The organism is Neobacillus niacini, assembly GCF_046591715.1.
Taxonomy (GTDB): Bacteria; Bacillota; Bacilli; order Bacillales; family Cytobacillaceae; genus Neobacillus; species Neobacillus niacini_L.
In genome coordinates this window covers 145,053-169,540 of record NZ_JAWVNQ010000009.1, presented here as the reverse complement: position 1 = coordinate 169,540, position 24,488 = coordinate 145,053, and the positions used below count along the sequence as shown (strand labels likewise).

General features: G+C 36.4%; 29 protein-coding genes and 1 riboswitch. Of the genes, 17 read left to right on the top strand and 12 right to left on the bottom strand.

What is annotated here, in order from left to right:
* Positions 1–55: 55 nt before the first annotated feature.
* From SFC47_RS19645 to SFC47_RS19635, 3 genes are all read right to left on the bottom strand, one after another.
* On the bottom strand, positions 56–580 hold the full coding sequence (locus tag SFC47_RS19645) for a MerR family transcriptional regulator (RefSeq protein WP_411256073.1): 525 nt from the start codon (positions 578–580) through the stop codon (positions 56–58).
* A gap of 52 nt (positions 581–632) precedes the next feature.
* The gene (locus SFC47_RS19640) at positions 633–1,538 is read right to left on the bottom strand and encodes a MerR family transcriptional regulator (protein ID WP_411256071.1); all 906 of its coding nucleotides are present in this window, start codon (positions 1,536–1,538) and stop codon (positions 633–635) included.
* A gap of 175 nt (positions 1,539–1,713) precedes the next feature.
* The gene (locus SFC47_RS19635; protein ID WP_411256069.1) at positions 1,714–2,499 is read right to left on the bottom strand and encodes an HAD family hydrolase; all 786 of its coding nucleotides are present in this window, start codon (positions 2,497–2,499) and stop codon (positions 1,714–1,716) included.
* Positions 2,500–2,616: 117 nt separating this feature from the next.
* Between SFC47_RS19635 and SFC47_RS19630 the strand changes: the two genes are divergently transcribed.
* The 7 genes from SFC47_RS19630 (at position 2,617) to helD (ending at position 10,402) form a co-directional block, all read left to right on the top strand.
* Positions 2,617–3,339 (top strand): polysaccharide deacetylase family protein, encoded by a 723-nt coding sequence (locus SFC47_RS19630; protein WP_411256067.1) that lies wholly within the window; start codon positions 2,617–2,619, stop codon positions 3,337–3,339.
* Positions 3,340–3,525: 186 nt separating this feature from the next.
* A riboswitch (cyclic di-AMP (ydaO/yuaA leader) is annotated at positions 3,526–3,664 on the top strand.
* A gap of 110 nt (positions 3,665–3,774) precedes the next feature.
* The gene (locus SFC47_RS19625; protein ID WP_411256065.1) at positions 3,775–4,170 is read left to right on the top strand and encodes a sporulation protein; all 396 of its coding nucleotides are present in this window, start codon (positions 3,775–3,777) and stop codon (positions 4,168–4,170) included.
* Between the two features lie 145 nt (positions 4,171–4,315).
* Positions 4,316–4,666 carry a hypothetical protein gene (locus SFC47_RS19620; RefSeq protein WP_411256063.1) on the top strand — a complete coding sequence of 117 codons (351 nt, stop codon included), beginning with the start codon at positions 4,316–4,318 and terminating at the stop codon, positions 4,664–4,666.
* A 101-nt stretch (positions 4,667–4,767) separates the two neighbouring features.
* The gene (locus SFC47_RS19615; RefSeq protein WP_411256061.1) at positions 4,768–6,276 is read left to right on the top strand and encodes an aminotransferase class V-fold PLP-dependent enzyme; all 1,509 of its coding nucleotides are present in this window, start codon (positions 4,768–4,770) and stop codon (positions 6,274–6,276) included.
* A 65-nt stretch (positions 6,277–6,341) separates the two neighbouring features.
* Positions 6,342–6,839 (top strand): L,D-transpeptidase family protein, encoded by a 498-nt coding sequence (locus tag SFC47_RS19610; RefSeq protein ID WP_411256059.1) that lies wholly within the window; start codon positions 6,342–6,344, stop codon positions 6,837–6,839.
* Between the two features lie 158 nt (positions 6,840–6,997).
* Entirely contained in the window at positions 6,998–7,891 is an 894-nt protein-coding gene (locus tag SFC47_RS19605) for a hypothetical protein (protein WP_411256057.1), read from the top strand.
* A 186-nt stretch (positions 7,892–8,077) separates the two neighbouring features.
* The gene (helD, locus tag SFC47_RS19600; RefSeq protein WP_411256055.1) at positions 8,078–10,402 is read left to right on the top strand and encodes an RNA polymerase recycling motor HelD; all 2,325 of its coding nucleotides are present in this window, start codon (positions 8,078–8,080) and stop codon (positions 10,400–10,402) included.
* A 37-nt stretch (positions 10,403–10,439) separates the two neighbouring features.
* Here the strand turns inward: helD and SFC47_RS19595 are convergent, their stop codons facing one another.
* The gene (locus SFC47_RS19595) at positions 10,440–10,610 is read right to left on the bottom strand and encodes a BA3454 family stress response protein (RefSeq protein ID WP_411256054.1); all 171 of its coding nucleotides are present in this window, start codon (positions 10,608–10,610) and stop codon (positions 10,440–10,442) included.
* A 48-nt stretch (positions 10,611–10,658) separates the two neighbouring features.
* Between SFC47_RS19595 and SFC47_RS19590 the strand changes: the two genes are divergently transcribed.
* Complete coding sequence (locus tag SFC47_RS19590) at positions 10,659–11,135, top strand: GNAT family N-acetyltransferase (RefSeq protein ID WP_411256052.1); 477 nt, start codon at positions 10,659–10,661, stop codon at positions 11,133–11,135.
* Here SFC47_RS19590 and SFC47_RS19585 read toward each other — a convergent pair.
* Complete coding sequence (locus SFC47_RS19585) at positions 11,132–11,362, bottom strand: hypothetical protein (RefSeq protein WP_411256051.1); 231 nt, start codon at positions 11,360–11,362, stop codon at positions 11,132–11,134. The genes SFC47_RS19590 and SFC47_RS19585 overlap by 4 nt on opposite strands.
* Before the next feature lie 246 nt (positions 11,363–11,608).
* Between SFC47_RS19585 and asnS the strand changes: the two genes are divergently transcribed.
* From asnS to SFC47_RS19570, 3 genes are all read left to right on the top strand, one after another.
* A complete protein-coding gene (gene asnS, locus SFC47_RS19580) occupies positions 11,609–13,000 on the top strand; it encodes an asparagine--tRNA ligase (protein WP_411256050.1) in 1,392 nt (463 codons plus the stop codon).
* 438 nt (positions 13,001–13,438) lie between these two features.
* Positions 13,439–13,660 (top strand): helix-turn-helix domain-containing protein, encoded by a 222-nt coding sequence (locus tag SFC47_RS19575; protein ID WP_411256048.1) that lies wholly within the window; start codon positions 13,439–13,441, stop codon positions 13,658–13,660.
* A gap of 254 nt (positions 13,661–13,914) precedes the next feature.
* Positions 13,915–14,115, top strand: a complete 201-nt coding sequence (locus tag SFC47_RS19570) for a cold-shock protein (protein WP_063254447.1) — start codon at positions 13,915–13,917, stop codon at positions 14,113–14,115.
* 51 nt (positions 14,116–14,166) lie between these two features.
* On the opposite strand, the gene SFC47_RS19565 is transcribed toward SFC47_RS19570, so the two are convergent.
* Positions 14,167–14,781 (bottom strand): PH domain-containing protein, encoded by a 615-nt coding sequence (locus tag SFC47_RS19565; protein ID WP_411256046.1) that lies wholly within the window; start codon positions 14,779–14,781, stop codon positions 14,167–14,169.
* Positions 14,782–15,010: 229 nt separating this feature from the next.
* Between SFC47_RS19565 and SFC47_RS19560 the strand changes: the two genes are divergently transcribed.
* Positions 15,011–15,979: a DMT family transporter gene (locus tag SFC47_RS19560; RefSeq protein ID WP_411256044.1), complete on the top strand. Its 969-nt coding sequence runs from the start codon at positions 15,011–15,013 to the stop codon at positions 15,977–15,979.
* 45 nt (positions 15,980–16,024) lie between these two features.
* On the opposite strand, the gene SFC47_RS19555 is transcribed toward SFC47_RS19560, so the two are convergent.
* The 4 genes from SFC47_RS19555 to SFC47_RS19540 form a co-directional block, all read right to left on the bottom strand.
* Positions 16,025–16,885: a DUF421 domain-containing protein gene (locus tag SFC47_RS19555; protein WP_411256043.1), complete on the bottom strand. Its 861-nt coding sequence runs from the start codon at positions 16,883–16,885 to the stop codon at positions 16,025–16,027.
* Positions 16,886–16,904: 19 nt separating this feature from the next.
* Positions 16,905–17,108 (bottom strand): DUF1657 domain-containing protein, encoded by a 204-nt coding sequence (locus SFC47_RS19550; RefSeq protein ID WP_411256042.1) that lies wholly within the window; start codon positions 17,106–17,108, stop codon positions 16,905–16,907.
* Between the two features lie 66 nt (positions 17,109–17,174).
* Complete coding sequence (locus tag SFC47_RS19545) at positions 17,175–17,378, bottom strand: DUF1657 domain-containing protein (protein ID WP_411256041.1); 204 nt, start codon at positions 17,376–17,378, stop codon at positions 17,175–17,177.
* A gap of 89 nt (positions 17,379–17,467) precedes the next feature.
* Positions 17,468–18,721 (bottom strand): erythromycin esterase family protein, encoded by a 1,254-nt coding sequence (locus SFC47_RS19540; RefSeq protein WP_411256040.1) that lies wholly within the window; start codon positions 18,719–18,721, stop codon positions 17,468–17,470.
* A gap of 1,228 nt (positions 18,722–19,949) precedes the next feature.
* Between SFC47_RS19540 and SFC47_RS19535 the strand changes: the two genes are divergently transcribed.
* The 3 genes from SFC47_RS19535 (at position 19,950) to SFC47_RS19525 (ending at position 21,974) form a co-directional block, all read left to right on the top strand.
* Positions 19,950–20,819, top strand: coding sequence for a YitT family protein (locus SFC47_RS19535; protein ID WP_411256088.1), 870 nt, complete (start codon positions 19,950–19,952; stop codon positions 20,817–20,819).
* A gap of 99 nt (positions 20,820–20,918) precedes the next feature.
* Entirely contained in the window at positions 20,919–21,785 is an 867-nt protein-coding gene (locus SFC47_RS19530; RefSeq protein ID WP_411256086.1) for an SPFH domain-containing protein, read from the top strand.
* A 12-nt stretch (positions 21,786–21,797) separates the two neighbouring features.
* Complete coding sequence (locus tag SFC47_RS19525) at positions 21,798–21,974, top strand: type II toxin-antitoxin system antitoxin (RefSeq protein ID WP_411256039.1); 177 nt, start codon at positions 21,798–21,800, stop codon at positions 21,972–21,974.
* A gap of 206 nt (positions 21,975–22,180) precedes the next feature.
* Here the strand turns inward: SFC47_RS19525 and SFC47_RS19520 are convergent, their stop codons facing one another.
* Entirely contained in the window at positions 22,181–22,432 is a 252-nt protein-coding gene (locus SFC47_RS19520; RefSeq protein ID WP_411256037.1) for a sigma-G-dependent sporulation-specific acid-soluble spore protein CsgA, read from the bottom strand.
* 147 nt (positions 22,433–22,579) lie between these two features.
* Here SFC47_RS19520 and pssA point away from each other — a divergent pair, with 147 nt between their 5' ends.
* Positions 22,580–23,071, top strand: coding sequence for a CDP-diacylglycerol--serine O-phosphatidyltransferase (gene pssA, locus SFC47_RS19515; RefSeq protein ID WP_411256036.1), 492 nt, complete (start codon positions 22,580–22,582; stop codon positions 23,069–23,071).
* A gap of 144 nt (positions 23,072–23,215) precedes the next feature.
* Positions 23,216–23,488 carry a hypothetical protein gene (locus SFC47_RS19510; protein ID WP_411256035.1) on the top strand — a complete coding sequence of 91 codons (273 nt, stop codon included), beginning with the start codon at positions 23,216–23,218 and terminating at the stop codon, positions 23,486–23,488.
* Positions 23,489–23,520: 32 nt separating this feature from the next.
* Here the strand turns inward: SFC47_RS19510 and SFC47_RS19505 are convergent, their stop codons facing one another.
* The gene (locus SFC47_RS19505) at positions 23,521–24,402 is read right to left on the bottom strand and encodes a VanW family protein (protein WP_411256034.1); all 882 of its coding nucleotides are present in this window, start codon (positions 24,400–24,402) and stop codon (positions 23,521–23,523) included.
* Positions 24,403–24,488: the final 86 nt, after the last annotated feature.

The window sequence follows — 24,488 nt, the reverse complement described above, 5'->3', positions numbered from 1 at the left end:
GAAACTCGCCAATGGCGAGTTTCTTTTATACCAATAATGATGCCAACTATACTTGTTACCCTAAAAATCCAAATAAAGAGCTGACAAGATTCTTCTTTTTTCTGTTTTTCCCCTGATTTAGGACAAGCGGTTCTTCAGGTAAGGCAGACTTCTTTAACTCAAAAAGCTGCGATTCCAGTGTTTCTACTTGTTTCAGTAAACCGCTCACTTGACCTTGCAGTTCTTCTATTTCGCGCCGGTGCTGCAGCAGCTGATACGAGGCGACTGAATCTGCCTTTGAGTTTACCTTTGCTTCTATTTCACTAACAATTGTATACAATCTTTCTAGTTCTGCATTTGTTTCAGGAGATGCTTTTACTGTCCCTTTACGAGACTTTTTCTCTTGGATAGGTGCTATTTCTTGAAGCAGGGTTCCATTCTGTATTTGTGTTTGAATATTTCTTAATAGATCAATATCCTCATTATTAAAATGGTAATGCCCGCGTTCATTCCTCTCCATTGGCAGTTCAAGCTGTTTTACCCATCGTTGAATGGTACTTGCTGATACCCCTAATAATTTGGCTACTTCGCTTGTGTTCATAATCATTCCCCCAACTAGAAAAATTTGACCAAAGCAGCAAGCGTCATGACATTTACTCCCAGAACTTCCACCATTTCTTTTCCTTTGCAGCGGCTACATCACGGAAGCTTGTTAATAAATCTTGAAAAGCAGCTTCTCTTTGAGTAATTTCCCGCAGGATGTGATCGCGTTCCTTCACGCGCTCTTGACGATCATATTCAATCGCTTCCGATAAACTACTAATCTCTGTATTGGTAATATCAACATAGTGAGCGAGTTCCTCAGTCGATTCAGATAATTGCTTCGATAATGTATAAATTTCCTCTGAAGTTTCATGTGAGGCATTGACAATACTTTTTGATAAATAATGAAGCCTTTCCGTAGTCTGTTCAGCAGATTTTTCAATGTGTTCCGAAAGCTCCTCAAGTTCGGCTTTTGTAGAAGCAGAGGATTTATAGATAGAATCAGAAATAGACTTCACTGTATAGAAAGTACCTTTTGAGATTTCCTTTTTTACTTCTTCTACAACCTCTTTTCGGAGAACACTTCGGATTTCATCTTTTACCTCACTTAAGAATGTTTGTTTATAAGTATCCATAGCATCGAAGAATTGATCTGCATTTTGAATGGCAATTTCCTCATTTGTTACTTCTGGTATGGTTTCTGAGACCATTGGCAAAGAAGAGGAAGACTGCTCAGAAATTTCTTCTTCTTCAATTAGGTCGACATCTTCAGGATCTTCTCCTATAGGTTCACCCTTATTTTGTAACGATTGTATGATCATCGCAGTAGTTAATTTGTTATCGTACATTTGTTTAATATCCAAAAGTAAATCAAGTTCTACTTGCGAATAAATTCTTGCTCCTTGTCTTGTCCTAGGAATATCCAGGTATTCCTCAAGTTCCTTTTCCCATTTTCTTAAGGTAGCTGGTTTTACATTTATTTTTTTGGAAACTTCCTTTAAGGTGAAAGTTCGCATAATGTTCAAATCCTTTCTATCCAATTTACGGTAAAACATCTTTGGATAGTAAATTCTATATGGCGCACCCTATTTTCCTGCAGGCTGACAAAAGCTATCAAAACAAGACGGATACCACGAAATACCAACAAATTTATGCAAAAAAAACTGTGCAATTCGCACAGTTTTTGTTAGCTTAGGTGATCCCCAATTTTTTTAATCCATTATAAATGCCCGAATCACTTACTGAAGTGGTTTTATGTTTGGCATACTGAAAGAGGTCAGGATGAGCATTTCCCATCGCAAATCCTTCCCCGACACTCTGGAGCATCTCCTTATCATTCAATCCATCGCCGAAAGCAATGGCATTTTCCCTCTCAATTCCCAGATGGTTCAAGATATGTTGAATCCCAATCCCTTTATTGACATTATCTCTAATCACATCATAGCAATGCCGCATACCTTCAAGGTTTACTTGGGATAAATGGACTTGGTTTTCCTGTTCATATAGTGCTGTATCGTCAGGGTCTAAATTGATTAAAGTCATTCCCAGTACCTCATATTCATTTGATAACGAAAGAGCATCATTATTATGTAGGTGAAACTTCTTTATAAACTCTTTTACACATTCTACTTCTAAATTAGTGAATATATTTTGGTCCTTCGTATATAAGACAAGGTCATGGTGATTCCTTTTCGCTGTCTCTATGAACATATTTACGATTTCTTTATCCATCGGCTCTTGGAATAGGTCTTTACCTTGGTAAATGGCAAATGCACCATTGTACCCAAGTAAGGAATGGATGTTTAACTGTTGAGCAAGTTCTCTAAGTTCATGTAAAGGTCTGCCTGTAGCTAAAAAAACCTCTATGCCTTTTTCCTGAGCCTTAGCTATTGCATTAATTGTTGTGTCTTCAATGGAGTCATCAGGTTTAATGATCGTGCCATCAATATCTAGAAATAAAACCTTGTACTTAGACATTTACTGTCTCCTTTTATCGATATATTTTGTTTAGTTTAACATTAATAACTTGAGATAAAAATATTCCCAGTAAGAAATAATATTCTTAGAAGACATTAATGAAAGGAAGGTATGATTATGTATAGGGCAATACTGTTCATTATTTTTTTGCTTACCCTGCCAGGAAATGTATTTGCAGAGCAAAGCATTCCAATTCTTATCTACCATTCAATCGATGAATATAACGGAAAAGGATCAAAGGAATTATTTGTAACGCCAGAGAATTTTGAAAAGCAAATGCTGTATTTGAAAAAACAAGGATATACTTTATTAACGTTTGAAAATTGGCAGCATAGCAACAGTTATAGAAAACCTATCTTTATCACGTTTGATGATGGTTACAAAAATAATAAAAATGCATTTAATATCCTTCAAAAACTAAAGGATGACAAATTTCAACCAACAGCAACCTTTTTTGTCATTTCTGATTTTATCGGCCATTCCAATCGTTTAGATCAAGAGGAATTAAAATGGATGTCAGAATCTGGAGTGATTTCTGTTCAGTCTCACACTGCGACGCATCCTGATTTAACAAAATTAGTTGATCTTCAAGATGAATTACTAGAATCAAAAGGAAAAATTGAAAAAATTACAGGAAAACCAGTCATTGCATTAGCCTATCCATTTGGAAACTTTAATGAACATGTAGTTGCGGAAACAAAAAAGTATTATTCATTTGGTTTGACAACAACTCCAGAAATCTTTACCAAAAAGGGTTTTAAAAATGAGCTCTTTTATTTGCCGCGAATTTATATTAAGTATTCAACCACGCTCGAGGAGTTCGCGCGCTTAATTAAATGATAATAAATCCCATTTACCTTTAATGAAGAGATTAAAACAATCAAAATAACGATAAAACATGAGCAATCAATAGAAAAATCATTGTTTTTTAATGAAATTGAAGATTAAGCAGTAAATTTAATTAAATATCACTCTTTACAAGTAATCAGGTTGAAGATAAAATTAGCGTCATAATCAACATGAATTTAATATATTCGGCCAAAACCCATTTTATGGGTACGGAGGAACCACTTTATTGGGGTTAATTCTACAAATGTAGAAGGGATGAGAACTCTTTCGCCATCCTACCCGTCAGCTAACTTCGTCGGCTAAAGCGAAGGAGGTCATGGACCGCCAAGTATAGGGGGGCTTTTTTTGTTTTAATGAACATTTAAGCAGCTTGACTACTACTGTTGGTCTTTTATTTATGCCTATTTTTAGGGAACGGTGAGGAATATGACATTAAAAGATTATTTAACAAAACTAAAGATTGGTTTGCCAAAAACAATGGTCCATCTGGATAAACAGGTATATGAGGCAGGAAGTGTCATCAATGGAACCATTGAGATAACAGGCGGGCTTTTAAAAAATAAAATAAAAAGATATGATATCGATTTAGTAGGGATTGATTCACAGGCAGTTGTAGAAGAAACATTTAATAGTCATTCCGTTTTCTGTTCTCTTGAGTGCTGTCCTAATCAGAAGGGGAAAATTACATTCTTAATTAATGTTCCAGAAGATATTCACAGTAATCAAAGCACCTTTCAATATTCTTTATTGATTAATATTGATTTAGGAAATGCAAATAATATAACGCAAAGTGTCCCGGTCATGATTGAGGCGGTTTCCTAATCTGTATCTATTAAACTAGTTTTTTATGTAAATCGGAATATTTTCCTATTTATTGATATGGGTTTGTAAACAGCTAGAAATTAGGCTGTAAATAATCTCAGCTATAATAAAGATAATATAAGACTTTATTAGGGCGGGTGCAGTTATGGAAGACACATTGGTAAAATCCTATTTACAAAAATCCCTTGAAGAGTGGAAAGATGATATTTCGGTCGTACTAACAGAGATTGATAAAGAATATGAAGAAGTAGCACAAGAATTAAAGGTTTACTCATACAAGTATGGAATTACTAAGCAAGTTATCCAATCAACGGTGAATGAGGAACTTATTGAAAATATTCGCCAAAGATATCATAAACCATTTGAAGAAAGTTATAATCAACTAAAAGAATATATTAAAGATTTAGAAGAAAAACAAAGGGTATTTCATATGTTTGTTCAAAAAATTGATGAGGTAAATCGTAAGGAATCAGCAAAGAATACAATTTCATCATAAAGGATATTAGCCTGGTCCATTGGATCAGGCTTTTTTGTTTGCAAGTGAAAAATCTCTGCATATAGTAATTACTAAGACCTTTTATGGAGAGGTGCTGAAGTATGATTACTATAAGAATCGGCAGCAAATGCTACAGGCTGCCGGATAATCTTGAGGAATATTTTGAACAATTTCGATCTCAAGTTATCGGCAATCATCAGGAGTTTAACTCCCCATACGGTGAAAAACCGATAATTTATGCGGATTGGACAGCAAGTGGAAGATTGTATCGCCCCATTGAACAAAAGGTAACAGAGGTATTTGGTCCATATATGGCTAATACACATACAGAATCAAATATCACAAGTCTGATGATGACCGGAATCTACAATCAATCAAGAAAAATAATTAAGAAACATGTAAATGCCAATGATAACGACGCTGTCATTCTTGATGGTTTTGGGATGACATCGGTCCTAAATAAGTTACAGAGAATATTGGGGGTTAGAGTCCCGGAACAATGGAAAGAAAACATTAGGCTTCGAGAGAAGGAAAGGCCAGTCGTTTTCTTGACACATATGGAGCATCATTCTAACCAAACCTCATGGCTAGAAACATTAGCAGATGTTGAAATTATTAGACCCGACTCACAAGGTTTAGTAGATATAAGCCATCTGGAACAACTTCTTTCCAATTATCAAGACAGATCATATAAAATTGGTTCTTTTACAGCGTGCTCGAATGTTACAGGCATACAAACACCTTATCATCAATTGGCAAAAATCATGCATAAGCATGGAGGACTATGCTTTGTAGATTTTGCTGCATCTGCACCCTATGTGCTAATGGATATGCATCCAAAAGACCCAATGGAAAAATTAGACGCTATTTTTTTTTCACCCCATAAATTCTTGGGAGGGCCTGGAACGAGCGGTGTCTTAATTTTTGATAAAAGATTGTATTCTAATAAAGTCCCGGATCATCCTGGAGGGGGGACGGTTACGTGGACAAATCCTTGGGGCGGACATCAGTATATAGATGATATTGAACACCGGGAGGATGGAGGAACGCCAGGAATCCTTCAAGCTATTCGTACCGCTTTATGTATCAAATTAAAGGAACAAATGGGTGTTGAACAAATCTTAGCAAGGGAAAAAGAACAGCTTGAACTGCTGCTATCTGGGCTGAATAATATACCGAATCTTAAGGTCTTGGAGGCCCATCAAAAAAATCGGATAGGCATTGTTTCATTTACGATGAGTGATATTCATTACAATCTAATTGTCCGTTTACTTAATGACCGTTTTGGATTTCAGGTTCGCGGCGGGTGCTCTTGTGCTGGAACATATGGTCATTACTTATTAAAAATCGACAAAAATAAATCGAAGGAAATTGCTGAGCAAATTGATCAGGGAGATTTGTCTATGAAACCAGGGTGGGTACGATTTTCACTGCATCCGATTATGACCAATGCGGAGATTTTATTATTTGTAGAGGCTATGAAAGAAATATCCAGGAACATTCAGGATTGGAAAAAGGATTATGTTTATGACCCTGCCACAAATGATTATTTTTTTAACCAACACATTCGAAATGATATGGCGCATTTGTTTGAACTTCCAGGGCATTAACCACCTTATTAGCAGGCAACGCTTCCTATATCCCGACATATGTTAATAAAAAAAGGTGGGATAACATGATTCATATTGTGAAGCGCGGCGATACACTCTACCAAATATCTTTGGATTATCGAGTCAGCCTCGCTAGTCTATATGCAGCCAATCCCGGAGTTAATTATCAGCAGCTATATATTGGGCAAAAACTTCAAATCCCTGGTCTGCCAGATCCAAATACAATACCTTTTTCGATACACATTTCAATTGGGAAAAGGAGACTTTCATTATATCGGGATGGAAAGCTGGAGAAGATTTATCCAATTGCTGTAGGGAAAATGCTTACAGCAACACCGACAGGCGATTTTGTGATTGTTAACCGGCAGATGAATCCAGGCGGACCATTTGGTGTTATGTGGCTTTCACTATCTAAACAAGGCTATGGGATTCATGGGACCAATGACCCGAGCTCGATAGGGAAAGCTGTATCAGCGGGATGTGTTAGAATGCATAACCGAGATGTCCTGCAGCTTGCCGAAAGGGTTCCCAACGGCACAAGAGTAACAATCAGGCCAACATAATAAATGATTAGGGTCGGGCCCCGGCCCTATTCTCTATTGTGTAAATTGAAACCAATACATTGCAGTACATATAAAGGAATGTTAGCAAAATGTTGGAATGAAATGGGGTGTAAATCAAATACTACCGTTAAGACTGTTTAATGAAATGGGATATGCGTATGAAAAATCCAAAAAATAATAAGGTACCCTTTATTATCTTGTTCCTAATTCATACAATTCTTCTTGGCTCGGCTTTTTATAAATATAAGAAGAAAAAGCATTTATTTACTCTTTTAATGGCAAATATCGGGTTAGCGTATTTATTGGAGTTTTTTGTATTAAATCTTTTTAAAGCATATAAATATAAACCTAGAGTATTGAAAAATAACTTTTTTGATAATATTTTTGGTGCTATTTTATCACAGGCTATTTTTGTCCCATTTACTGCTGTATTCATAACTGCTTTCAAATTAGGCGGGGGATGGAAAGTACTGGGCGGTGTTTATTTTACCCTAGTAGAAATCTTATTTTTGCGGTTAAAAGTATATAAACATTACTGGTGGAAGACCGTGTATACCTTAGTTTTGATTCCTATATACTTCTATATCAGTGATTTGTGGAATTTCTTTTTAAGTAAGAGAAATCACCTCATTCGTTTTATTTCACTCTTTTTAATGATCATGGTGACAGAAGCCAATTTATTATTTCTCTTTGCATCTTCGCGAAAAATTCGGTTCGGGTTTGGCAGGTATCATTCTTGGACAGAGCATTTTATCGTCGTCCCTATTTATGCCATTTCCATATCCTTTTTTTCAACTTTGTCCTTCTTGAAAGAGAATAATTGGAGTGCCAAACGAAGGGTCTTGGTAATGTACATTGGGTTAGACTTCATTTTTAAGAAACTAAGGATTGCGAAAGAAAGATTTCATATTGCTGATTATTATCTTATACGCATTTTAATGATATTTCTATATGGAAAATATCGAGATTGGGTGTATGGAGAATGCAAAAGTGTAAAGTTAAATGATTTTCAGGATGAAAAAGTAACCCAAATGGTGAGTAATCAAAAATAGGCATAAAAAAAACGCCTTCAAGGCGCTAATTTCGTATTGAAATCACTATGTAATCATGATAAAATAAATTTTGGTCTTGAGATATCATTTTAAAAAGAATAAAATATCCCTAATAATATAATAACATATCAAAAGTATGGTTGTCAAATATTTTTAGGGAGCAAATTTTGTCTGGAGAGTGGTCAAATGAGTGAAACCCTGAATAGTGATTTACAATTGGAGCAGGAACGAGTCAGGAGTGTTATTAAGGAAATAGATAAGAAAAAGCAAAAACTCCAGCAAAATACCGGAGGAGTTGGTGCGGATGTGCTTGAGCTGCGAAAGACTTTCTGGGAAGATGTAACGGTTAATATGGATGAGCCGGATGATGTGATCGAAACGGCAGCCAGCATAAAACAACAAGCAGAATTATTGTCAGAACGGGAACGCACATATAAACAAATGGATAAACAGCTTCGAATCTTAGACCGTTTAACATATTCCCCTTATTTTGGACGGATTGATTTCTTGGAAACAGGGGAGAAGAGTGTTGACCATGTATATCTTGGAATTGCATCGCTAATGGACGAGAAGGATGAGGAATTTTTAATTTATGATTGGCGTGCACCTATTTCCAGCCTTTATTATGATTTTGCCCCAGGTCCTGCTTCTTATTTGACGTTGGAAGGAAAAATTGAAGGGGAGATGAATTTAAAGAGGCAATTTATTATCCGGGCTTCCAATATAAAAGCCATGTTTGATACGGGAGTAACGATTGGTGATGAAATGCTTCAAGAAGTTCTTGGAAATAACGCAAATGCACAAATGAAAAGTATTGTTGCCACTATTCAGCGAGAGCAAAATTTAATTATTCGCAACGAGAAGAGTAAACTTCTCATAGTCCAAGGGGTAGCTGGCAGTGGAAAAACTTCTGCTGCTCTTCAACGAGTTGCTTATTTGCTTTACCGGTACCGTGAAACCTTAAAGTCAGAGAATATTATGCTATTTTCACCGAACCCGTTATTTACCTCATACGTATCGACGGTCCTTCCTGAATTAGGGGAAGAGAACATGGAGCAGGCGACATTTATGGAATACTTAAATAATCGAATCGGGAATCAATTTGAAGTTGAAGACCCTTTTGACCAGATGGAATTTTTGCTTAACAAGGAAGGGCATGAGGATTATCAAACTAGAGTTCAAGGAATCCGATTTAAATCAAGCCTAGAATTTAAACAAATTATTGATCAGTATGTAAATGGTTTATCAAGAGGAGGACTGCTTTTTAAGGATCTAAGTTTCCGAGGTGAGGTTGTATTTGCCAAAGAATCAATATATGATTACTTTTATTCATTAGATGATAGCTTTACCATTCCTAATAGACTGGAGATGGTAAAGGATTGGTTATTAAGAGAGTTAAAGAGAAGAGTCAAACAGGAACGGTCAAAAAGCTGGGTTGAGGAAGAAATTCAATATCTTGAAAAAGAGGACTATTTAGAGGTATATCAGGAACTTCAGGAAAAAGAACGTTTTACCGATAAGAGTTTTGATGATTTTGATCAAGAACAAAAGTTTCTCGCTGACAGGTTCGTGAAACAAAAATTCAAACCTTTATTCAATCGAGTAAAAAGGCTGGATTTCATTGATATGCAGGGGTTGTATAGTCAGTTGTTTAAAAGGGAGTCTGATCATAAAGAAGTCCTGCTTGCTAACTGGACACAGATTGGGCTCGAGACGATTGAACAGCTATCAAACTCTAAGATTGCATATGAGGATGCAACTCCTTTTGTTTATTTACAGGATTTATTAAAAGGCAGGAAATCAACAACAGGGATACGACATATTTTTATTGACGAAGCACAGGACTATTCACCGTTTCAATTTGCTTTAATAGAACGGCTTTTCCCATATAGTAAAATGACACTTCTTGGTGACTTTAATCAAGCCATCTTCTCAGGAGCAACAGGTTCGCCTACTGTTATCTCAGATTATGAAGAGCTAGGGGAAGACATAGAGAAGATCATTTTGACAAAAACATACCGTTCCACTAAGGAAATTGTAGATTTCACCAGCTCTTTGATTGAAGGTGGAGAAAATATTGAACCCTTTAATCGACATGGTGAAAAACCAACCATAAAAAAAGCTGAGCCTAAACTCTTAAATATGGTCATTAAAGATAAAATAAATGAGTTTTTAAATGAAGGTCATAGGACCATTGCAGTTATTTGCAGAACAGCTGCAGAGAGTAAAAGAGTATACAACGCAATTAAGGGTGAGGTTCCTGTACATTTGATTGAGAAGGCTACAATCTCTTATGAAAAAGGGATTTTAGTGATACCTTCTTATTTAGCTAAAGGAATCGAATTTGATGCCGTCATACTATATGACAGTTCACAATATGCCAGTGAAAGCGAGAGGAAATTATTCTATACGGTGTGTACCCGTGCGATGCACAGGCTTCATATGTTTATTACGAATGGCAAAAGCCCATTAATGAAGGATGTTGACCAGACATTATACAAGGAAGAATAATAAACAAAAAAACAGCGTCCCGAAGTTGGACGCTGTTTTAGTTATTTTGCCATTGCTTTTGAACCTGTTCATAAGCCAGACGATATATTTCTTCTTCTGAAGTATTAGGATTGGTCAATACATTTGTTAAATAGCTTTTTCCTTCAAATGTTACTAGTACATGAACTTGGACCATAATATCACCTTTCTCATTTAAAATTGAATGCATTATAGAATCATTGATATAATACATTTACGTTTTATTAGGAGGATTACCATGCCGCTCTATTTTGAAGATATAACAAAAGAAACGCTTTATATTGCGCTTGAAATCATCAATTCAAATTCACATTATAATATGGTTGAAAATGAGCGTCCCCAAAGGAAGCTTGCAGAAATTGAAGAGGAGTTCCTGAACCCTGCCACTAAGAGTCTATTTATTAAGCTGGACGATACTTATATCGGGGTGATGGATTACCTAATGGAAAATCCAAAAGATCAATGTCCGTGGCTTGGTCTTCTAATGATTCATGGCGATTACCAAGGATATGGATTTGGAACACAGGCATATGCCCTTTATGAAAGTGAAATGCGCAAAAGAGGTTTATTCCGGTCGCGAATTGGTGTTATTAAAGAAAATGTAAAGGCGATGCATTTTTGGGAATCATTGGGTTTTCTGTATATTAAAACAGCTTTGAGTGAAAATGGCAAGGAAATTTTTGTTTATGAAAAAAACTTCCCGAAGGAAGCCTAAACCTCAAGCAGCAGAAATTCCTCGGCAAATCTTTGAACCTGAAGTTTGTCTATTGTATTCTTCCTTAATGCAGATTCTGCCATAACTAAATGGGCTTGGATGGAAGGTATTCTTTTTAATTCTCTAATAGATACATCACCATTCAGTAATTGAATGGCTTTTTCTTGGATGTCTTGACTCTTAGAAGAATGATACAGGAGAAAAGCGATACAGGTAACTTTATCCACAATCAACACTCCTTTTAACAAGAATCGAACATTTCTTAATGAATTCGACTGATGCTGGGGAAAATCCTGCAAAAATTCTGAATAATATCTAAGAGATTGCAGGAAAATTTGTTGAATATTGCTTATTTGACAGGAGTTTAATATAATATTGAAGGGATATAAGAAACAAAGATACTGGAAAATAGCTTCCCGTCCCTTGTGACGGGAGGATTTTTATTTTTACCTAAGAGTTGGAGGTTGTAAAGAATGAAACAAGCCCTAATTAAGGATTTGTACAGAAATACAGAAAGTTACATAGACCAAAGTGTAGAGTTATCTGGATGGATTCGCACGATTCGGGATTCTAAAACCTTTGGTTTTATTGAATTGAATGATGGAAGCTTTTTTAAGGGTGTTCAAATCGTATTTGATGAGCAATTGGAGAACTTCAAAGAAATCGCAAAGCTTCCAATAAGTTCATCTATTAAAGTTGAAGGAGATTTCATACATACGCCAGCAGCAAAACAGCCGTTCGAAATCAAAGCAACGAGTATTTCTGTTGAAGGACTTTCCAATAGCGATTACCCTTTACAAAAGAAAAAACATTCCTTTGAATATTTAAGAACAATCGCTCACTTAAGACCCCGTACTAATACTTTTTCAGCTGTTTTTCGTATTAGGTCTTTAGCTTCTTATGCGATTCACAAATTCTTCCAAGATAAAGGATTTGTATATGTTCACTCACCAATTATCACAGGCAGCGATACAGAAGGTGCAGGTGAAATGTTCCGTGTTACCACTTTGGATATCGATAACCCGCCTAAAAATGAAGAGGGCAAAACGGATCTCACAAAGGATTTCTTTAATAAAGAAACAAACCTGACTGTAAGCGGCCAATTATCCGCAGAGGCTTTTGCATTGGCATTCCGAAATGTATATACATTTGGGCCTACATTTAGAGCTGAGAACTCAAATACCGCAAGGCATGCAGCAGAATTCTGGATGATTGAACCTGAACTTGCGTTTGCTGAGCTTCCAGATATCATGGACCTCGCTGAAGAAATGGTTAAGTATGTAATCGGTTATGTTCTTGAACAAGCCCCTGAAGAAATGAACTTCTTTAACAGCTTTATTGAAAAAGGCCTTCTAGAACGCCTTAACAATGCTCATACATCAAGTTTTGGCCGTGTGACGTATACAGAAGCAATTAATATTTTGATGGAGTCCGGCGAAACCTTTGCATACCCAGTTGAATGGGGACTTGACCTGCAGACAGAACATGAGCGCTATTTATGCGAAAAGGTATTCAAAAAGCCTGTATTTGTTACGGATTATCCAAAGGAAATCAAAGCGTTCTATATGAGATTGAATGAAGATAACAAAACAGTTGCGGCCACTGATTTACTTGTACCTGGAATCGGAGAGTTAATTGGAGGCAGCCAGCGTGAAGAGCGCGAAGATATTCTTTCAGGAAAAATTAATGAACTGGGTATGAATGATGAGGATTACTGGTGGTACCTTGAATTGAGGAAATATGGAGGTACAAAACACTCAGGCTACGGTCTTGGTTTTGAACGCTTAATCATGTACCTAACTGGTATGTCAAACATTCGTGACGTCATACCATTCCCAAGAACAACAGGAAATGCAGAGTTTTAAACAGAAAAGCGGAAGCGCTCGGGCGCAACAATAACATAATTAAAAGAAGACCAATCCACTTGGGTTGGTCTTTTCCATTAATCATTTATTGACTTTGAAATTCTTCCTCGAAGTAAAATGTACCGGGATGCTCCTTGACAATGTATGAATATCTTTTCATATTTTTTACATATTGCCATTTTAAGATGGTAACTTCCTCGCCCGTGTCTTTTAATTTAACCGTTTGTCCGCTATTGAATCTGTTATTAGAGTTTCTCAATTCAACACCCCTTTTTTCATCAAATTTAATTATAACATACTTTTTGTTTCATCGCTGTTACTAGGAAATGAAGCTCTTTCAAAGACATGCAAATAAGTGCAAACAATACTTCCAGAGAGGTGGTTCCCTTTCATTTAATTTTTCATTGTGTTACACTAATTAAAAAGTGAGGTGTCATTTTGTCAACTTATAAAGCGAAAAAGAGTAACCTCAAAGCCCTTTTATCTAAAAACAGCATGGATCTTGAAGGTCTGGAAAAGAACACACAAATACCTTTAGAACAGCTGAACGGCTATATGTCAAGGAAAGTGATGAATCTAAGTACAGCCATGACGATTTCCAAAGAATTAAATTGCCAAATTGAAGATTTATATGACTGGGAAGAAGAAAAGAAAGCTTAAGCTCTAAATTGTGTCACTAGGGGAATTCTCCTAGTGGCATTTTTAATAACTTGACCATTCAATAAGGTGATTATTCAAGTTAAAGGTGGAAGACTCAGACAAGAACTTGCTTAATTCTTCTTTCTCTGGTATGATTATGAAGAATTATTTTTGTTCGGTAGTAAAGGGAAGAATAGTTATAGCTTTTCGCCTGGATCTTTAAAGAGCAAGAATAGTAATACAATGTGTGGATAACACACTAGGAGGCAACAAAAATGGAAAACGGTAAAGTAAAATGGTTTAATGCAGAAAAAGGTTTCGGATTCATCGAACGCGAAGGTGGAGAAGATGTATTCGTACACTTTTCAGCAATCCAAGGCGAAGGCTTTAAAACTCTTGAAGAAGGTCAATCTGTAACTTTCAACGTAGAGCAAGGCGCTCGTGGACCTCAAGCAGCTAACGTAAACAAAGCTTAATCACATAGTATGTGAAAAAACAGACCATTAATGGTCTGTTTTTTTTGTGCTTTAGTTATTAATGTACTTTTCAAAAACAAAGCCAAAGTCTTTTACGTTATACTGCTTTTTGCTTTCCTCGAGCCACTGAAAGGCAGCTTGATTCAGCATTTTGAATTGAACCACTAGATTGTTATCTGTGCTATTAACACGTCCTAATGTTGTAGAGGCAATATCTAGGCTATCCTTAGCAAATCGTAGAGACATTTCATTATCATGTGTCAGTTCTGAAATCTTTATCAGAGCCTTGTATAAGTCTTTTACTTCTTCGATGTGTTTTTTATGGACATCTATCGAAAATTGCTGGGAGCCAATTTTAAATTTTATTTCAACATCAAGGTCAACCGTGCCAGCAGTTTCAAGCTTCACATCGGATATTTTATTTGTTGCGTAACTATATCGATGCAGCATCCGTTTTTTACTGGCAGCACTTGTTCCATCTAGATGAATAAGGGCATTATTGGTAAAACAATATTCATCCGATTTTGATTTAATTAAAAAGTAAATCCTTTCATTATCTTCATGCATAACATAATCATCGGAATCAACTTTATCATAATTTTCTGGTTTAATGACAGAACCAACATCACTTAAACCTAAAATATCCGCAGCTACTTTTCCAAACATACAATCAACCCCGCTCCAAGAAATTTTGTTGCCATTCAACTATACGAACAAGTTCTATAGAAGTTTCATGTTTTTTGAACGACAAAACAATTTATGCACCATTTTTTTGTCTTATGCTTTTAAATGTAAATTACAAATAATTCAGACGTTTGGTATAATAAAAAAATGCATCCATGTAATCGTCAATTTTCATTGGAGGGTAATGAATTTATAAAGGGGAATATAAGTAATGCGACCGATATTGTTAGGTATTTTAGCTGCCTTCTTTTTTGCCTTTACGTTTATCATCAACCGATCAATGGAGTTAGATGGGGGAAGCTGGATATGGAGTGCTTCCCTGCGTTACTTTTTTATGATCCCTCCGCTATTACTGCTTGTTTACGCCAGGAAAAATCTTAAGCCCTTAATAGCCGAGATGAAAAACAATCCCTTTGCATGGTTCCTATGGAGTTTTGTAGGCTTTGGATTATTCTACGGACCGATTTGTTTCGCTGCTGCCTACGCACCTGGCTGGTTAATCGCTTCTACCTGGCAAATTACTATTATCTCGGGATCTTTATTAGCTCCGCTTTTTTTTGAGACGGTTTTGACTAAAAATGGACCTATTAAAGTAAAGGGTAAAATACCATATAAAGGGATGACAATGTCATTAGTAATCTTGCTTGGTATTATCTTAATGCAATTGGAACATGCAAGTTCTCTTAATCAAATTGAAGTTTTATTAGGAGTGGTGCCCGTCATTGTCGCTTCATTTGCTTATCCTTTAGGAAATAGAAAGATGATGGATTTGTGCGAGGGACGTCTGGATGTATTTCAACGCGTATTAGGAATGACACTTGCAAGTATGCCATTATGGATTGTACTAGCAGTGTATGGCTTGTTTACGGCGGGCCCGCCTAGCAGCGGACAAAGTATTCAATCAGGGCTTGTAGCTATAACTTCTGGTGTCATTGCCACCATTTTATTTTTCCAGGCAACGGACTTAGTAAGAGGGAATATGCAAAAACTTGGGAATGTAGAAGCAACACAGTCCATGGAGGTTCTTTTTGCTTTAATAGGGGAACTCATCCTGTTGAAAGCGGCCTTTCCATCTGCACTATCATGGACGGGAATGTTTTTGGTTATGGCGGGTATGATGCTTCACAGCTATGTGTCGCATAAAGGTGATATCTCTGATCGGAAAAAAGTGAGTGCATAATGGATTAAGAGCCTAATCAGTTTGGTGATTAGGCTCGAAAATATATTAACTTGAAAGATAGGGTGTAAGTTTATCGATTGTCTCCTGCACGAGTTTGGCATTTTTGATATACATTGCTTTAGATGCCTCGTCTTCTGTACCCAAAGAAAATATTTCTAAATCCGCCTGTACTTTTTTCAATGTTGCCAATAATAAAGGTCTTTCTGAAGGAGACGGGACTTGCATTTTGTCATCATAAATATCAACTGTTAGTTCTCCGTAGGAATCCACTTGACCGATAAATACATTTTCTAATGTAAGCTCAAGCTTTGCTAATTCAGTAAGCAGCCAGCCTCTGCTTTTTCCAGCAGATCTTAGCGCCTCATCCACTATTTGGCCATCCATAATGATGGTTTGTGGTTCTTTTTCATCTGCTACCTTCAATTGAATGTCTTTGGGAGTTAAAGGACGATGCTCTTTTTTCAATAGTGCACTAAGCGTGCCTCTTGGCTCGAGTACAGCGAATTCAACATCTGCCACACGATAGATGTCTTTCTGACGGAGAAGGGCGGATAATTCATCAATAGTGTACTTTTCTTTCTTTAAATTATCCTCTAATACCTTGCCATCCTTAATAAGGACTGTTCCTCTCCCATCCACTAAATTTCGAACGGTTTTGCTTTTTAAGGCTAAGTAGTCTACTAACAAGGTAATTAAGCTGAAAATTGCGATTGAAAGCAGCCCTTGAATGATGCTATTTTCTAACCCGGTTATCGCTTCTCCCGCAATACTGCCAATTGTAATCCCAGAAATATATTCAAAGAAAGACAGCTCGGATATTTGCTTTTTCCCAAGAATCTTTGTCATGAAAAATAAAGCAGCTAAAAAAATAAAGGAACGTATGACAGTGTCAATCCATTCAGGCACACTTATTCACCTCTAAGTCTCAACTTTTATACTGTGGCTCGAGCTTTTCAAGTTCCAAAACACGAGTTTGTAAATCTTTTTTAACTGAACACATTGTAAGCATCGTTTCATGAAAAATATTTCTTGCATCTGGGTCTAAGGAATTGAGAGCAAGGGAGGATAATTGTGCTTCAATTCCTTTCATATTGGCTAGGCATTGCTTAACGTTTGCAGCAACCGTCATAATCCTGCTCCTTTCTCTGACACGATGAGGAAAAGAGTTGGCACTAGGCCAACCCTTAAATCTTTATTATTGATTATATTGAGGCTCTTCAGCTAGAATTTCCTGAAGACGTGGTTCAAGACTATCTAAAATGGACTGAGTTTTCTGTGCTGCATCCTGATAGAGCTTTTTTGCATTTTGATTATCTGTGGCTAAAGCAAAGGTTTCAAAACTAGCTTGGGCACTCTTTAACCCAGCTAAAGCTTGTTTAACTTGTGTACCAACCGTCATAGTTTAGAGCCTTCTTCCATCTAAAATTATATTACATGCAGTATTATGTGGAATTTTTCATAATTTATGTGAAGTTGGAGTTTACGACGTTAAAAAATAAGACTTTTCATCTCCAGTGGATGCAGTGCATGTGTTTTATCTACAAAGATAAATCCATCGTAGCGGCTGCTCATGACGGATGGAACATAGTTTCCATATTGCTCATATTCTGGCCGGTAAACAACACCAATGGCACGGTGACCAATTGTCTTACTGAATTCTTCACGATTACGCTCGTTAAACAGGACGTATTGATTAATGGCGCCAGCTTGATGCATGAGGTTTTCCCAGCTTCCCCTCTGGGCAGAAGGTACATTGGTAACACGGAAATCTACTCCCCATTCTGTTGATGCGATCACTGTACCGCTGTTAGTTCCGAAGCCAACAATGTACACATCCTCAGGGTAATTCTGTTCTCTAATTAACTGACCAACATTGACCATTCCTGCATCTTTCATATCGGTTGCCCTGGCATCCCCGACATGCGTATTGTGTTCCCAAATAATGACTTTTGCACCTTCACCATAAAATTTCATTACTGCATTCAATGCTTCAACCATGTGTATATCTCTCACATTCCAAGATCTTGAATCACTGGTAACCATTGTCCTGTAATACTCTTCAGCATTAACCGTAACGAGTGCATTAACCTCCATGTTTAGGCTGCTTTCTTCGTCATCATCATATTTCCACTTATTTTTTTGAATAGTTGAAAGAAGCGCAAGCGCTTCTTTCATGCAGTCGTCTGATAAATACCCTGCGGAAACTGCATACGATTCATTATTTCGATTAAAGGGTTCAAAGCAATTGAATGCATTTCGGGCCTGTTTAAGCCCTGTATTACCTGTGCGTTCCAAGTATTTAATGATTTCATCCATACTTTCCCATAGACTATAGACGTCTAAACCATAAAATCCGACTTTGCTTTTTCGCTTAGTTTGTTGATTGAAATTTTGCAGCCAACTGATTAATTCAATGATTTCTTCGTTAGCCCACATCCATGTTGGCCAACGATTAAAGCTGCTAAGAACATCCTCAGCATTAATAGTGTGGGAACCAATGTTTTTGATGTACCGATTGATGGATTGGCAGGATGGCCAGTCTCCTTCTACTGCAATAACGGAAAATCCTTTTTCTTTGATTAATCTTTTAGTAAGTTCAGCTCGTATTGAATAAAATTCTGAAGTTCCATGGGAAGATTCACCAAGTAGTACATATTTTGCATCACCGATTGCCTCAATTAGCGGATCTAGATCATCAACGGATTCAAAGGGTTTCGCATATTTTTTTATGGAATCAAACATTAGCTGACATCCTTTCTAGACAAGGTCTTACTGCTAATCTTCCCTAAAGGGTCAGCCGAATAACAAAAAAAATCCCAAGTTCTAAAAAACTGCAGTACAACCCTAATGTTGTCCATTTGCCGATATCTCTATATCCCAGACGTATAATAAATTATTCCAGCTTTAGGATAACCATATAATCTAATAATTTAGAAAAGTTCACTAATCCGTCACAACAGTGTGTTTTAGGAAGGAATTAGAGGTGATATACTATAAGTGTAAAGAAGATATAAGTTAACTTCTTAGGAGACTCAACCATCCGTGTTCGTTCCGTTTGTGAACGAGTAGTAAAGGTTTTCCCTTTGCATTATATTTGGAGGGTGGAGCGATGTAAATTGTATTGGAAAGGTGTAAAACAAGCAAAACTTCTTTTTAGTGAAGGAGGTAACATCTATTCAAATAGGGATCATTAGTTATTGTGATTTGGGAGTAAAGAACCATTTACCTGTCTATGTAAACTGTACGCAGATAAATATCTCAAACCAAAAACGAACTTTCTTAAAATTATTATGGAAGCTTCCATTCGTGAAGAAACCTAAAGTAATGAAGAAAAGAAAGTATCAACACAATAACTAAAAACAAATAGTTATGTAAGCTATTTGGTCTATAAATTTGAAATAGGTGCTCACCTAAAAAGCGGGAAGTAGTAAGCAGATAATGAAATATGATAAATGTAGAATCTTTATCATAATATTATTATCTAACCCTTTAACCAAACAAATCTTACATTGCCAAGAAGCTAATCCAAATATTAGGATAAATGAGTCATTTGATTAATCGAAATGTGTTTCTTTTAAGGAATTTGAATTCCATTAACTTTCATGTGAATTAATTCCTTCAACGGAACAACACTCATCGGCTAAACCCTTAATCTTCCATTAGATCGTTAAATGACTAAACGGAAGATAAAAGACCTATTGGCTGATGTTATGGTTGGGTCCCCTAAGAGGTTAATATCCTAAGAAGCTGTCTCAAACGAGGCGGCTTCTTTATTTTGTTTTTTAAGACGATTAACTGAAACATAAATCTTTATCCTTAAGGATTACAGAGAAATTTGGGAAATAAAATGCATAAAAATTCAAAAAACTATTAATTAACTGATATAATTGAATTATAAGTTTAAGACGAAAGGGGCAAGATAATGTCAGGAATTCCAAATGTCAATCTTAATGAACAACAGAAAGTACTTATGGAGAAAGTTCAACACAAAGGGCTAACCACTAGAAAAATCATTCAAAGAATTATGCTCATTACAATCGGGGCAGCTTTAATGGCCGTCGGATTGGAAATTTTTCTCGTTCCCAATCATGTTATTGATGGAGGCATTGTAGGAATTTCGATTATGCTTTCTTATTTGACTGGTTGGAAACTCGGAATTTTTATCTTTTTTCTAAATATCCCATTTTTCTTTATAGGATATAAACAAATAGGAAAAACCTTCGCATTATCCACTCTTTATGGTATCATCATTCTTTCAATTGGCACTACACTTCTTCATCCGGTTCCTGCTTTTACACAGGATATATTACTTGCAACCGTATTTGGGGGAATCGTCCTTGGTATCGGGGTAGGAATGGTTATCCGTTATGGGGGATCTTTGGATGGAACAGAGATTCTCGCTATTCTTTTTAACAAAAAGCTTCCATTTTCTGTCGGAGAAATTATCATGTTTTTTAATTTATTTATTCTTGGAAGCGCTGGCTTTGTCTTTTCATGGGATCGCGCTATGTACTCACTTATCGCTTATTTTGTTGCTTATAAAACCATCGATATTACCATCACGGGTCTTGATGAATCCAAATCGGTTTGGATTATTAGTGACAATTCAAAAGAAATTGGTGAGGCCATTATGAACCGCCTTGGTCGTGGTGTAACATATATCCACGGAGAGGGTGCATACTCTGGTGATGACAAAAAGGTCATTTTCTGTGTTATCAACCGTCTAGAAGAAGCAAAGTTAAAGGAAATTGTTACTGAAAGCGATGAAAATGCATTCCTTGCGGTAGCCGATATCGCTGAAGTCCGCGGGGGCAGGTTTAAAAAACGAGATATACATTAGAAAAAACTGCCATTTGGCGGTTTTTTTTGTGGTATTTTCGATATTAAAGTGATATCATAATGATAGTAAGGAAAACGTATGCAGGGGGAGTGAATGGATTTGAAAGAAAAAGAAATGTTCAAAATGAACGGGTTAATTGGTGTTATTCTTTTCCTATTATTTGGTGTATTGACTGTTTTAAGTTTCAGGCAATTTATTCTGTCAGAAAACTTCATAATGATTGTTGCTGCTTTAGTATCTTTAACCTTAACAGTACTGGTTCTTTCAGGGATTACCATAATCCAGCCAAATCAAGCAAAGGTGTTTACACTTTTTGGCAGTTATCTAGGTGTTATTAAACAAGAGGGCTTTTGGTTTTCAGCTCCGTTAACCGTTAGAAAGAATGTTTCACTAAGAGTAATAAATTTTAACAGTGATAAATTAAAAGTAAATGATTTGGAAGGCAATCCAATTGAAATTGCTGCTGTAGTCGTTTATAAGGTATTCGACTCCGCAAAAGCGGTTTTCGATGTTGAAGATTATAAGGAATTCGTTCATACTCAAAGTGAAACGGGTCTGCGTCATATTGCAAGTCAATATCCATACGATAATTTAAATAACGATTACGAAATCTCTTTACGACAGCATTCAGATGAAGTTGCTGAAGAATTAACGAAAGACCTTCAGGGAAGGCTGCAACTGGCAGGTGTGGAAATAATTGAAGCGAGAATCATGCATCTAGCTTATTCTAGTGAAATTGCTCATGCGATGCTGCAAAGACAACAGGCAAGGGCTGTGTTAGCTGCTAGGAAAGTAATTGTAGAAGGAGCCGTTTCAATGGTTAAATCTGCCATTGACCAACTTAGTACAGAAGGAATTGTAGACCTGGATGAAGAAAAGAAAGCACAAATGGTAAACAATTTAATGGTAGCTTTAGTCTCAGAAAAGGGTAATCAGCCGATTATCAATACAGGCAGTATCTATTAAGGTTGTGATGTAATGGCTGAGAAGAAAAGGTTTTTACTGCGCATTGATCAAGAAATTTATGATGCACTTGAGCGATGGGCAGAGGATGAATTCCGAAGTGTAAATGCACAAATAGAATTGCTTATTAAAAAAAGTTTAAGGGATTCAGGCAGACTAAAAAAAAATAAAGGTAAAGGCAGCAAAGAGTAATAATGCATTAGAAGTGCAATTTCTCCCGGGGGGCCAGCATGTTATCGATAACTCGCTTTTTGTCGTATGTTGAAAAAATGACGTTGTCGGAATCTCGCTTTTTGTCGTTGTATGCGCTTACCTAGGAAATAATAAGAGATTTATTTGTTTATTTCCCGAAAGAGATGTTAGTCATCAGTACTAACATCTCTTTTTTATGCTTAAGTTTAAAACAACAACTCGAATACCTCATTTAATTCATGAGCCCTTTTTTCATCTTGCTCTTCTTTTGCATAATTTATCTCTTGAGGAAGTATTTCATTTAAAAAGTTAATCTCCTTTTGGCTTAGCTGTCTAACAAACTCTCCTTCAGAGGTAAATTTTCCTTCAGACAATTTACGGTACACTTGTTTCCCTTCAGAATGCTGATCACTGTAATTAGATAATATTTCACGCAAATAACCCAATGTTTTATCCATCTCACTCACCCATCCTTTCTCATTTTATCTTTTGACGAAAGCAGAATATTAATACCTGTCCTATAATGAGATTCACTTTAAAGCAAATGGTACAGACTATAGGTAGAAGCATACCATGGATGGAGTGTTTAAAAAGGGGGGCTCTGCTTGTTAAACCATTTGGTTAAAGCAGTACCAAATTTATTTACCATTGGGAACTTATTATCTGGAGTTTTTTCAATCACCTTTAATATGAATGGATATGTACAAATGGCTGCCTTGTTTATATTTTTATCAGCGTTATTTGATTTTTTTGATGGACGCTTAGCACGAAGACTCAAGGTAAATAGTGAGTTTGGAGTTGAACTGGATTCATTAGCAGATATTGTAAGTCTTGGAGTAGCACCTGCACTATTATTTTACTCGTTAGAACCAACATCCTTATTAACAACCATTGCATTTATGCTATTCCCAACGATGGGTGCTTTACGTTTAGCAAAATTTAATGTTAAGCCAACCAGAGGTTACTTTATGGGGCTGCCAATTACGGCAGCTGGCCTGTTAATGGCTTTAATGGGAATCTTTCTATACAGTAACGCATTCATAACAATTTTATTATCTCTTCTAATGGTCAGCCCAATAAGAATTATGAAGTTATAACAAAAATGATTGCGGTCGATTATGTAAACAAATAACATTTCACCAGTTGTTTCCCAAACATATTCTCTCTTTAAATGTAAAGATTAAGCTAATGGAAGGGTTATTTCACTTTCCATTCTCATGTCAGTTAAAGGAGTGCTTTGGATGAGAAATAGGATTATGCCGTACTTGAATATGTTTGGTAAGAAACGAAAGACGAGGGGGACCATGTGGGCATCTCTCGTTGGAATTGGAATCAGTGCCGCCGTTTTTGCTCTAACAAGAGGGAAACGGAAATCTACTATTGCAGCGCCTTTCCAAGATATAGTCCAAAGTTTTACACCCAAATCTAACTTTAATAATATGAGCAACATAGCACTTGCAGAATTTTCAGAGGAGTTATTAGCAAGTGCCCTAAAAAATGATAAAAATCGATAGAAAAAAAGCCCGCATATTTCATGCGGGCTTTTTCAAAGTGGCGGGAAGGGGACCCTTTTGGGTTGATATTCAATGCCCTCAGAGGAATATAGCTTAATAACCAAAAGATTCCCAATTGTTCTAGCTTGGATTAAAATGGGTTGATTGTACATATTCCTAAATTCAAAATCGGGACCATACCAGCTTACGGTTGCATCTCGTCCTGGCGGAATATAGGGGACATGCCGGCTGTGAGAAAATCGCTGAACAATTTTTAATCCTGCGCTATCGACTGCGTTAAATAATGTCGATGATACCTGACATATGCCTCCGCCGATGTCTTCGGCATATTCACCTCTGACAATCACTTTAGCCTTTTCATATCCCTTCTCTGTGGTCCTTTTGCCTACAACAGAATTAAAAGAAAACGTTTCACCAGGAAAAACGACATGATTATTAATAGCTTCGACTGCCAATTGTATATTAGTTGATCGCTTTTTATTCCTGGGATTAAAAGAAGTAATATAGCGGCCAATTCGAATACTGCGTATATCTGAAAGTAATTCACTGTCTACCTTAGGATAAACAGGGTACATAGGTACCTCAAAACCTGCAGTGTTCTGTTCGAAAAAAAAGGAATAAAAGCTCTCTGTAAACGCCCGCCGATTGATGCCGAGACCAGCCTTCTCAGGAATAATATTACCATGTGAATCCAACTTGGCATTTTCAGGCCGCACTGATAACTGCTTTTCTAATTTGTCTAATAGTTGAGTATGTTTTTTGATATCTAAAATTAAAAAGTTTGGATTTCCTACAGCGTAATCTTCTCTATTGATAGTAGAAATAGGTTTTCCTTCTCTTGTTATTTCGACACCAGCTTGGGGTGTTATTTGTTGAATCATAAATAAAAAAGTAAATAACCAAGTAAGACTCATATAACACAAACCTCCCTCATGATAATTTGAGGCAAAATTTATGTTTTTATGTAAGAAATTAACACGAAAAATTAGAGATCATTCAA

What these genes read in the sequence shown, in the direction of transcription:
- SFC47_RS19645 (WP_411256073.1), bottom strand. Translation starts at nt 580, where the DNA reads ATGAACACAAGCGAAGTAGCCAAATTATTAGGGGTATCAGCAAGTACC.
- SFC47_RS19640 (WP_411256071.1), bottom strand. Translation starts at nt 1,538, where the DNA reads ATGCGAACTTTCACCTTAAAGGAAGTTTCCAAAAAAATAAATGTAAAA.
- SFC47_RS19635 (WP_411256069.1), bottom strand. Translation starts at nt 2,499, where the DNA reads ATGTCTAAGTACAAGGTTTTATTTCTAGATATTGATGGCACGATCATT.
- SFC47_RS19630 (WP_411256067.1), top strand. Translation starts at nt 2,617, where the DNA reads ATGTATAGGGCAATACTGTTCATTATTTTTTTGCTTACCCTGCCAGGA.
- SFC47_RS19625 (WP_411256065.1), top strand. Translation starts at nt 3,775, where the DNA reads ATGACATTAAAAGATTATTTAACAAAACTAAAGATTGGTTTGCCAAAA.
- SFC47_RS19620 (WP_411256063.1), top strand. Translation starts at nt 4,316, where the DNA reads ATGGAAGACACATTGGTAAAATCCTATTTACAAAAATCCCTTGAAGAG.
- SFC47_RS19615 (WP_411256061.1), top strand. Translation starts at nt 4,768, where the DNA reads ATGATTACTATAAGAATCGGCAGCAAATGCTACAGGCTGCCGGATAAT.
- SFC47_RS19610 (WP_411256059.1), top strand. Translation starts at nt 6,342, where the DNA reads ATGATTCATATTGTGAAGCGCGGCGATACACTCTACCAAATATCTTTG.
- SFC47_RS19605 (WP_411256057.1), top strand. Translation starts at nt 6,998, where the DNA reads ATGAAAAATCCAAAAAATAATAAGGTACCCTTTATTATCTTGTTCCTA.
- helD (WP_411256055.1), top strand. Translation starts at nt 8,078, where the DNA reads ATGAGTGAAACCCTGAATAGTGATTTACAATTGGAGCAGGAACGAGTC.
- SFC47_RS19595 (WP_411256054.1), bottom strand. Translation starts at nt 10,610, where the DNA reads ATGCATTCAATTTTAAATGAGAAAGGTGATATTATGGTCCAAGTTCAT.
- SFC47_RS19590 (WP_411256052.1), top strand. Translation starts at nt 10,659, where the DNA reads ATGCCGCTCTATTTTGAAGATATAACAAAAGAAACGCTTTATATTGCG.
- asnS (WP_411256050.1), top strand. Translation starts at nt 11,609, where the DNA reads ATGAAACAAGCCCTAATTAAGGATTTGTACAGAAATACAGAAAGTTAC.
- SFC47_RS19570 (WP_063254447.1), top strand. Translation starts at nt 13,915, where the DNA reads ATGGAAAACGGTAAAGTAAAATGGTTTAATGCAGAAAAAGGTTTCGGA.
- SFC47_RS19565 (WP_411256046.1), bottom strand. Translation starts at nt 14,781, where the DNA reads ATGTTTGGAAAAGTAGCTGCGGATATTTTAGGTTTAAGTGATGTTGGT.
- SFC47_RS19560 (WP_411256044.1), top strand. Translation starts at nt 15,011, where the DNA reads ATGCGACCGATATTGTTAGGTATTTTAGCTGCCTTCTTTTTTGCCTTT.
- SFC47_RS19550 (WP_411256042.1), bottom strand. Translation starts at nt 17,108, where the DNA reads ATGACGGTTGCTGCAAACGTTAAGCAATGCCTAGCCAATATGAAAGGA.
- SFC47_RS19545 (WP_411256041.1), bottom strand. Translation starts at nt 17,378, where the DNA reads ATGACGGTTGGTACACAAGTTAAACAAGCTTTAGCTGGGTTAAAGAGT.
- SFC47_RS19540 (WP_411256040.1), bottom strand. Translation starts at nt 18,721, where the DNA reads ATGTTTGATTCCATAAAAAAATATGCGAAACCCTTTGAATCCGTTGAT.
- SFC47_RS19535 (WP_411256088.1), top strand. Translation starts at nt 19,950, where the DNA reads ATGGAGAAAGTTCAACACAAAGGGCTAACCACTAGAAAAATCATTCAA.
- SFC47_RS19525 (WP_411256039.1), top strand. Translation starts at nt 21,798, where the DNA reads ATGGCTGAGAAGAAAAGGTTTTTACTGCGCATTGATCAAGAAATTTAT.
- SFC47_RS19520 (WP_411256037.1), bottom strand. Translation starts at nt 22,432, where the DNA reads ATGGATAAAACATTGGGTTATTTGCGTGAAATATTATCTAATTACAGT.
- SFC47_RS19510 (WP_411256035.1), top strand. Translation starts at nt 23,216, where the DNA reads ATGAGAAATAGGATTATGCCGTACTTGAATATGTTTGGTAAGAAACGA.
- SFC47_RS19505 (WP_411256034.1), bottom strand. Translation starts at nt 24,402, where the DNA reads ATGAGTCTTACTTGGTTATTTACTTTTTTATTTATGATTCAACAAATA.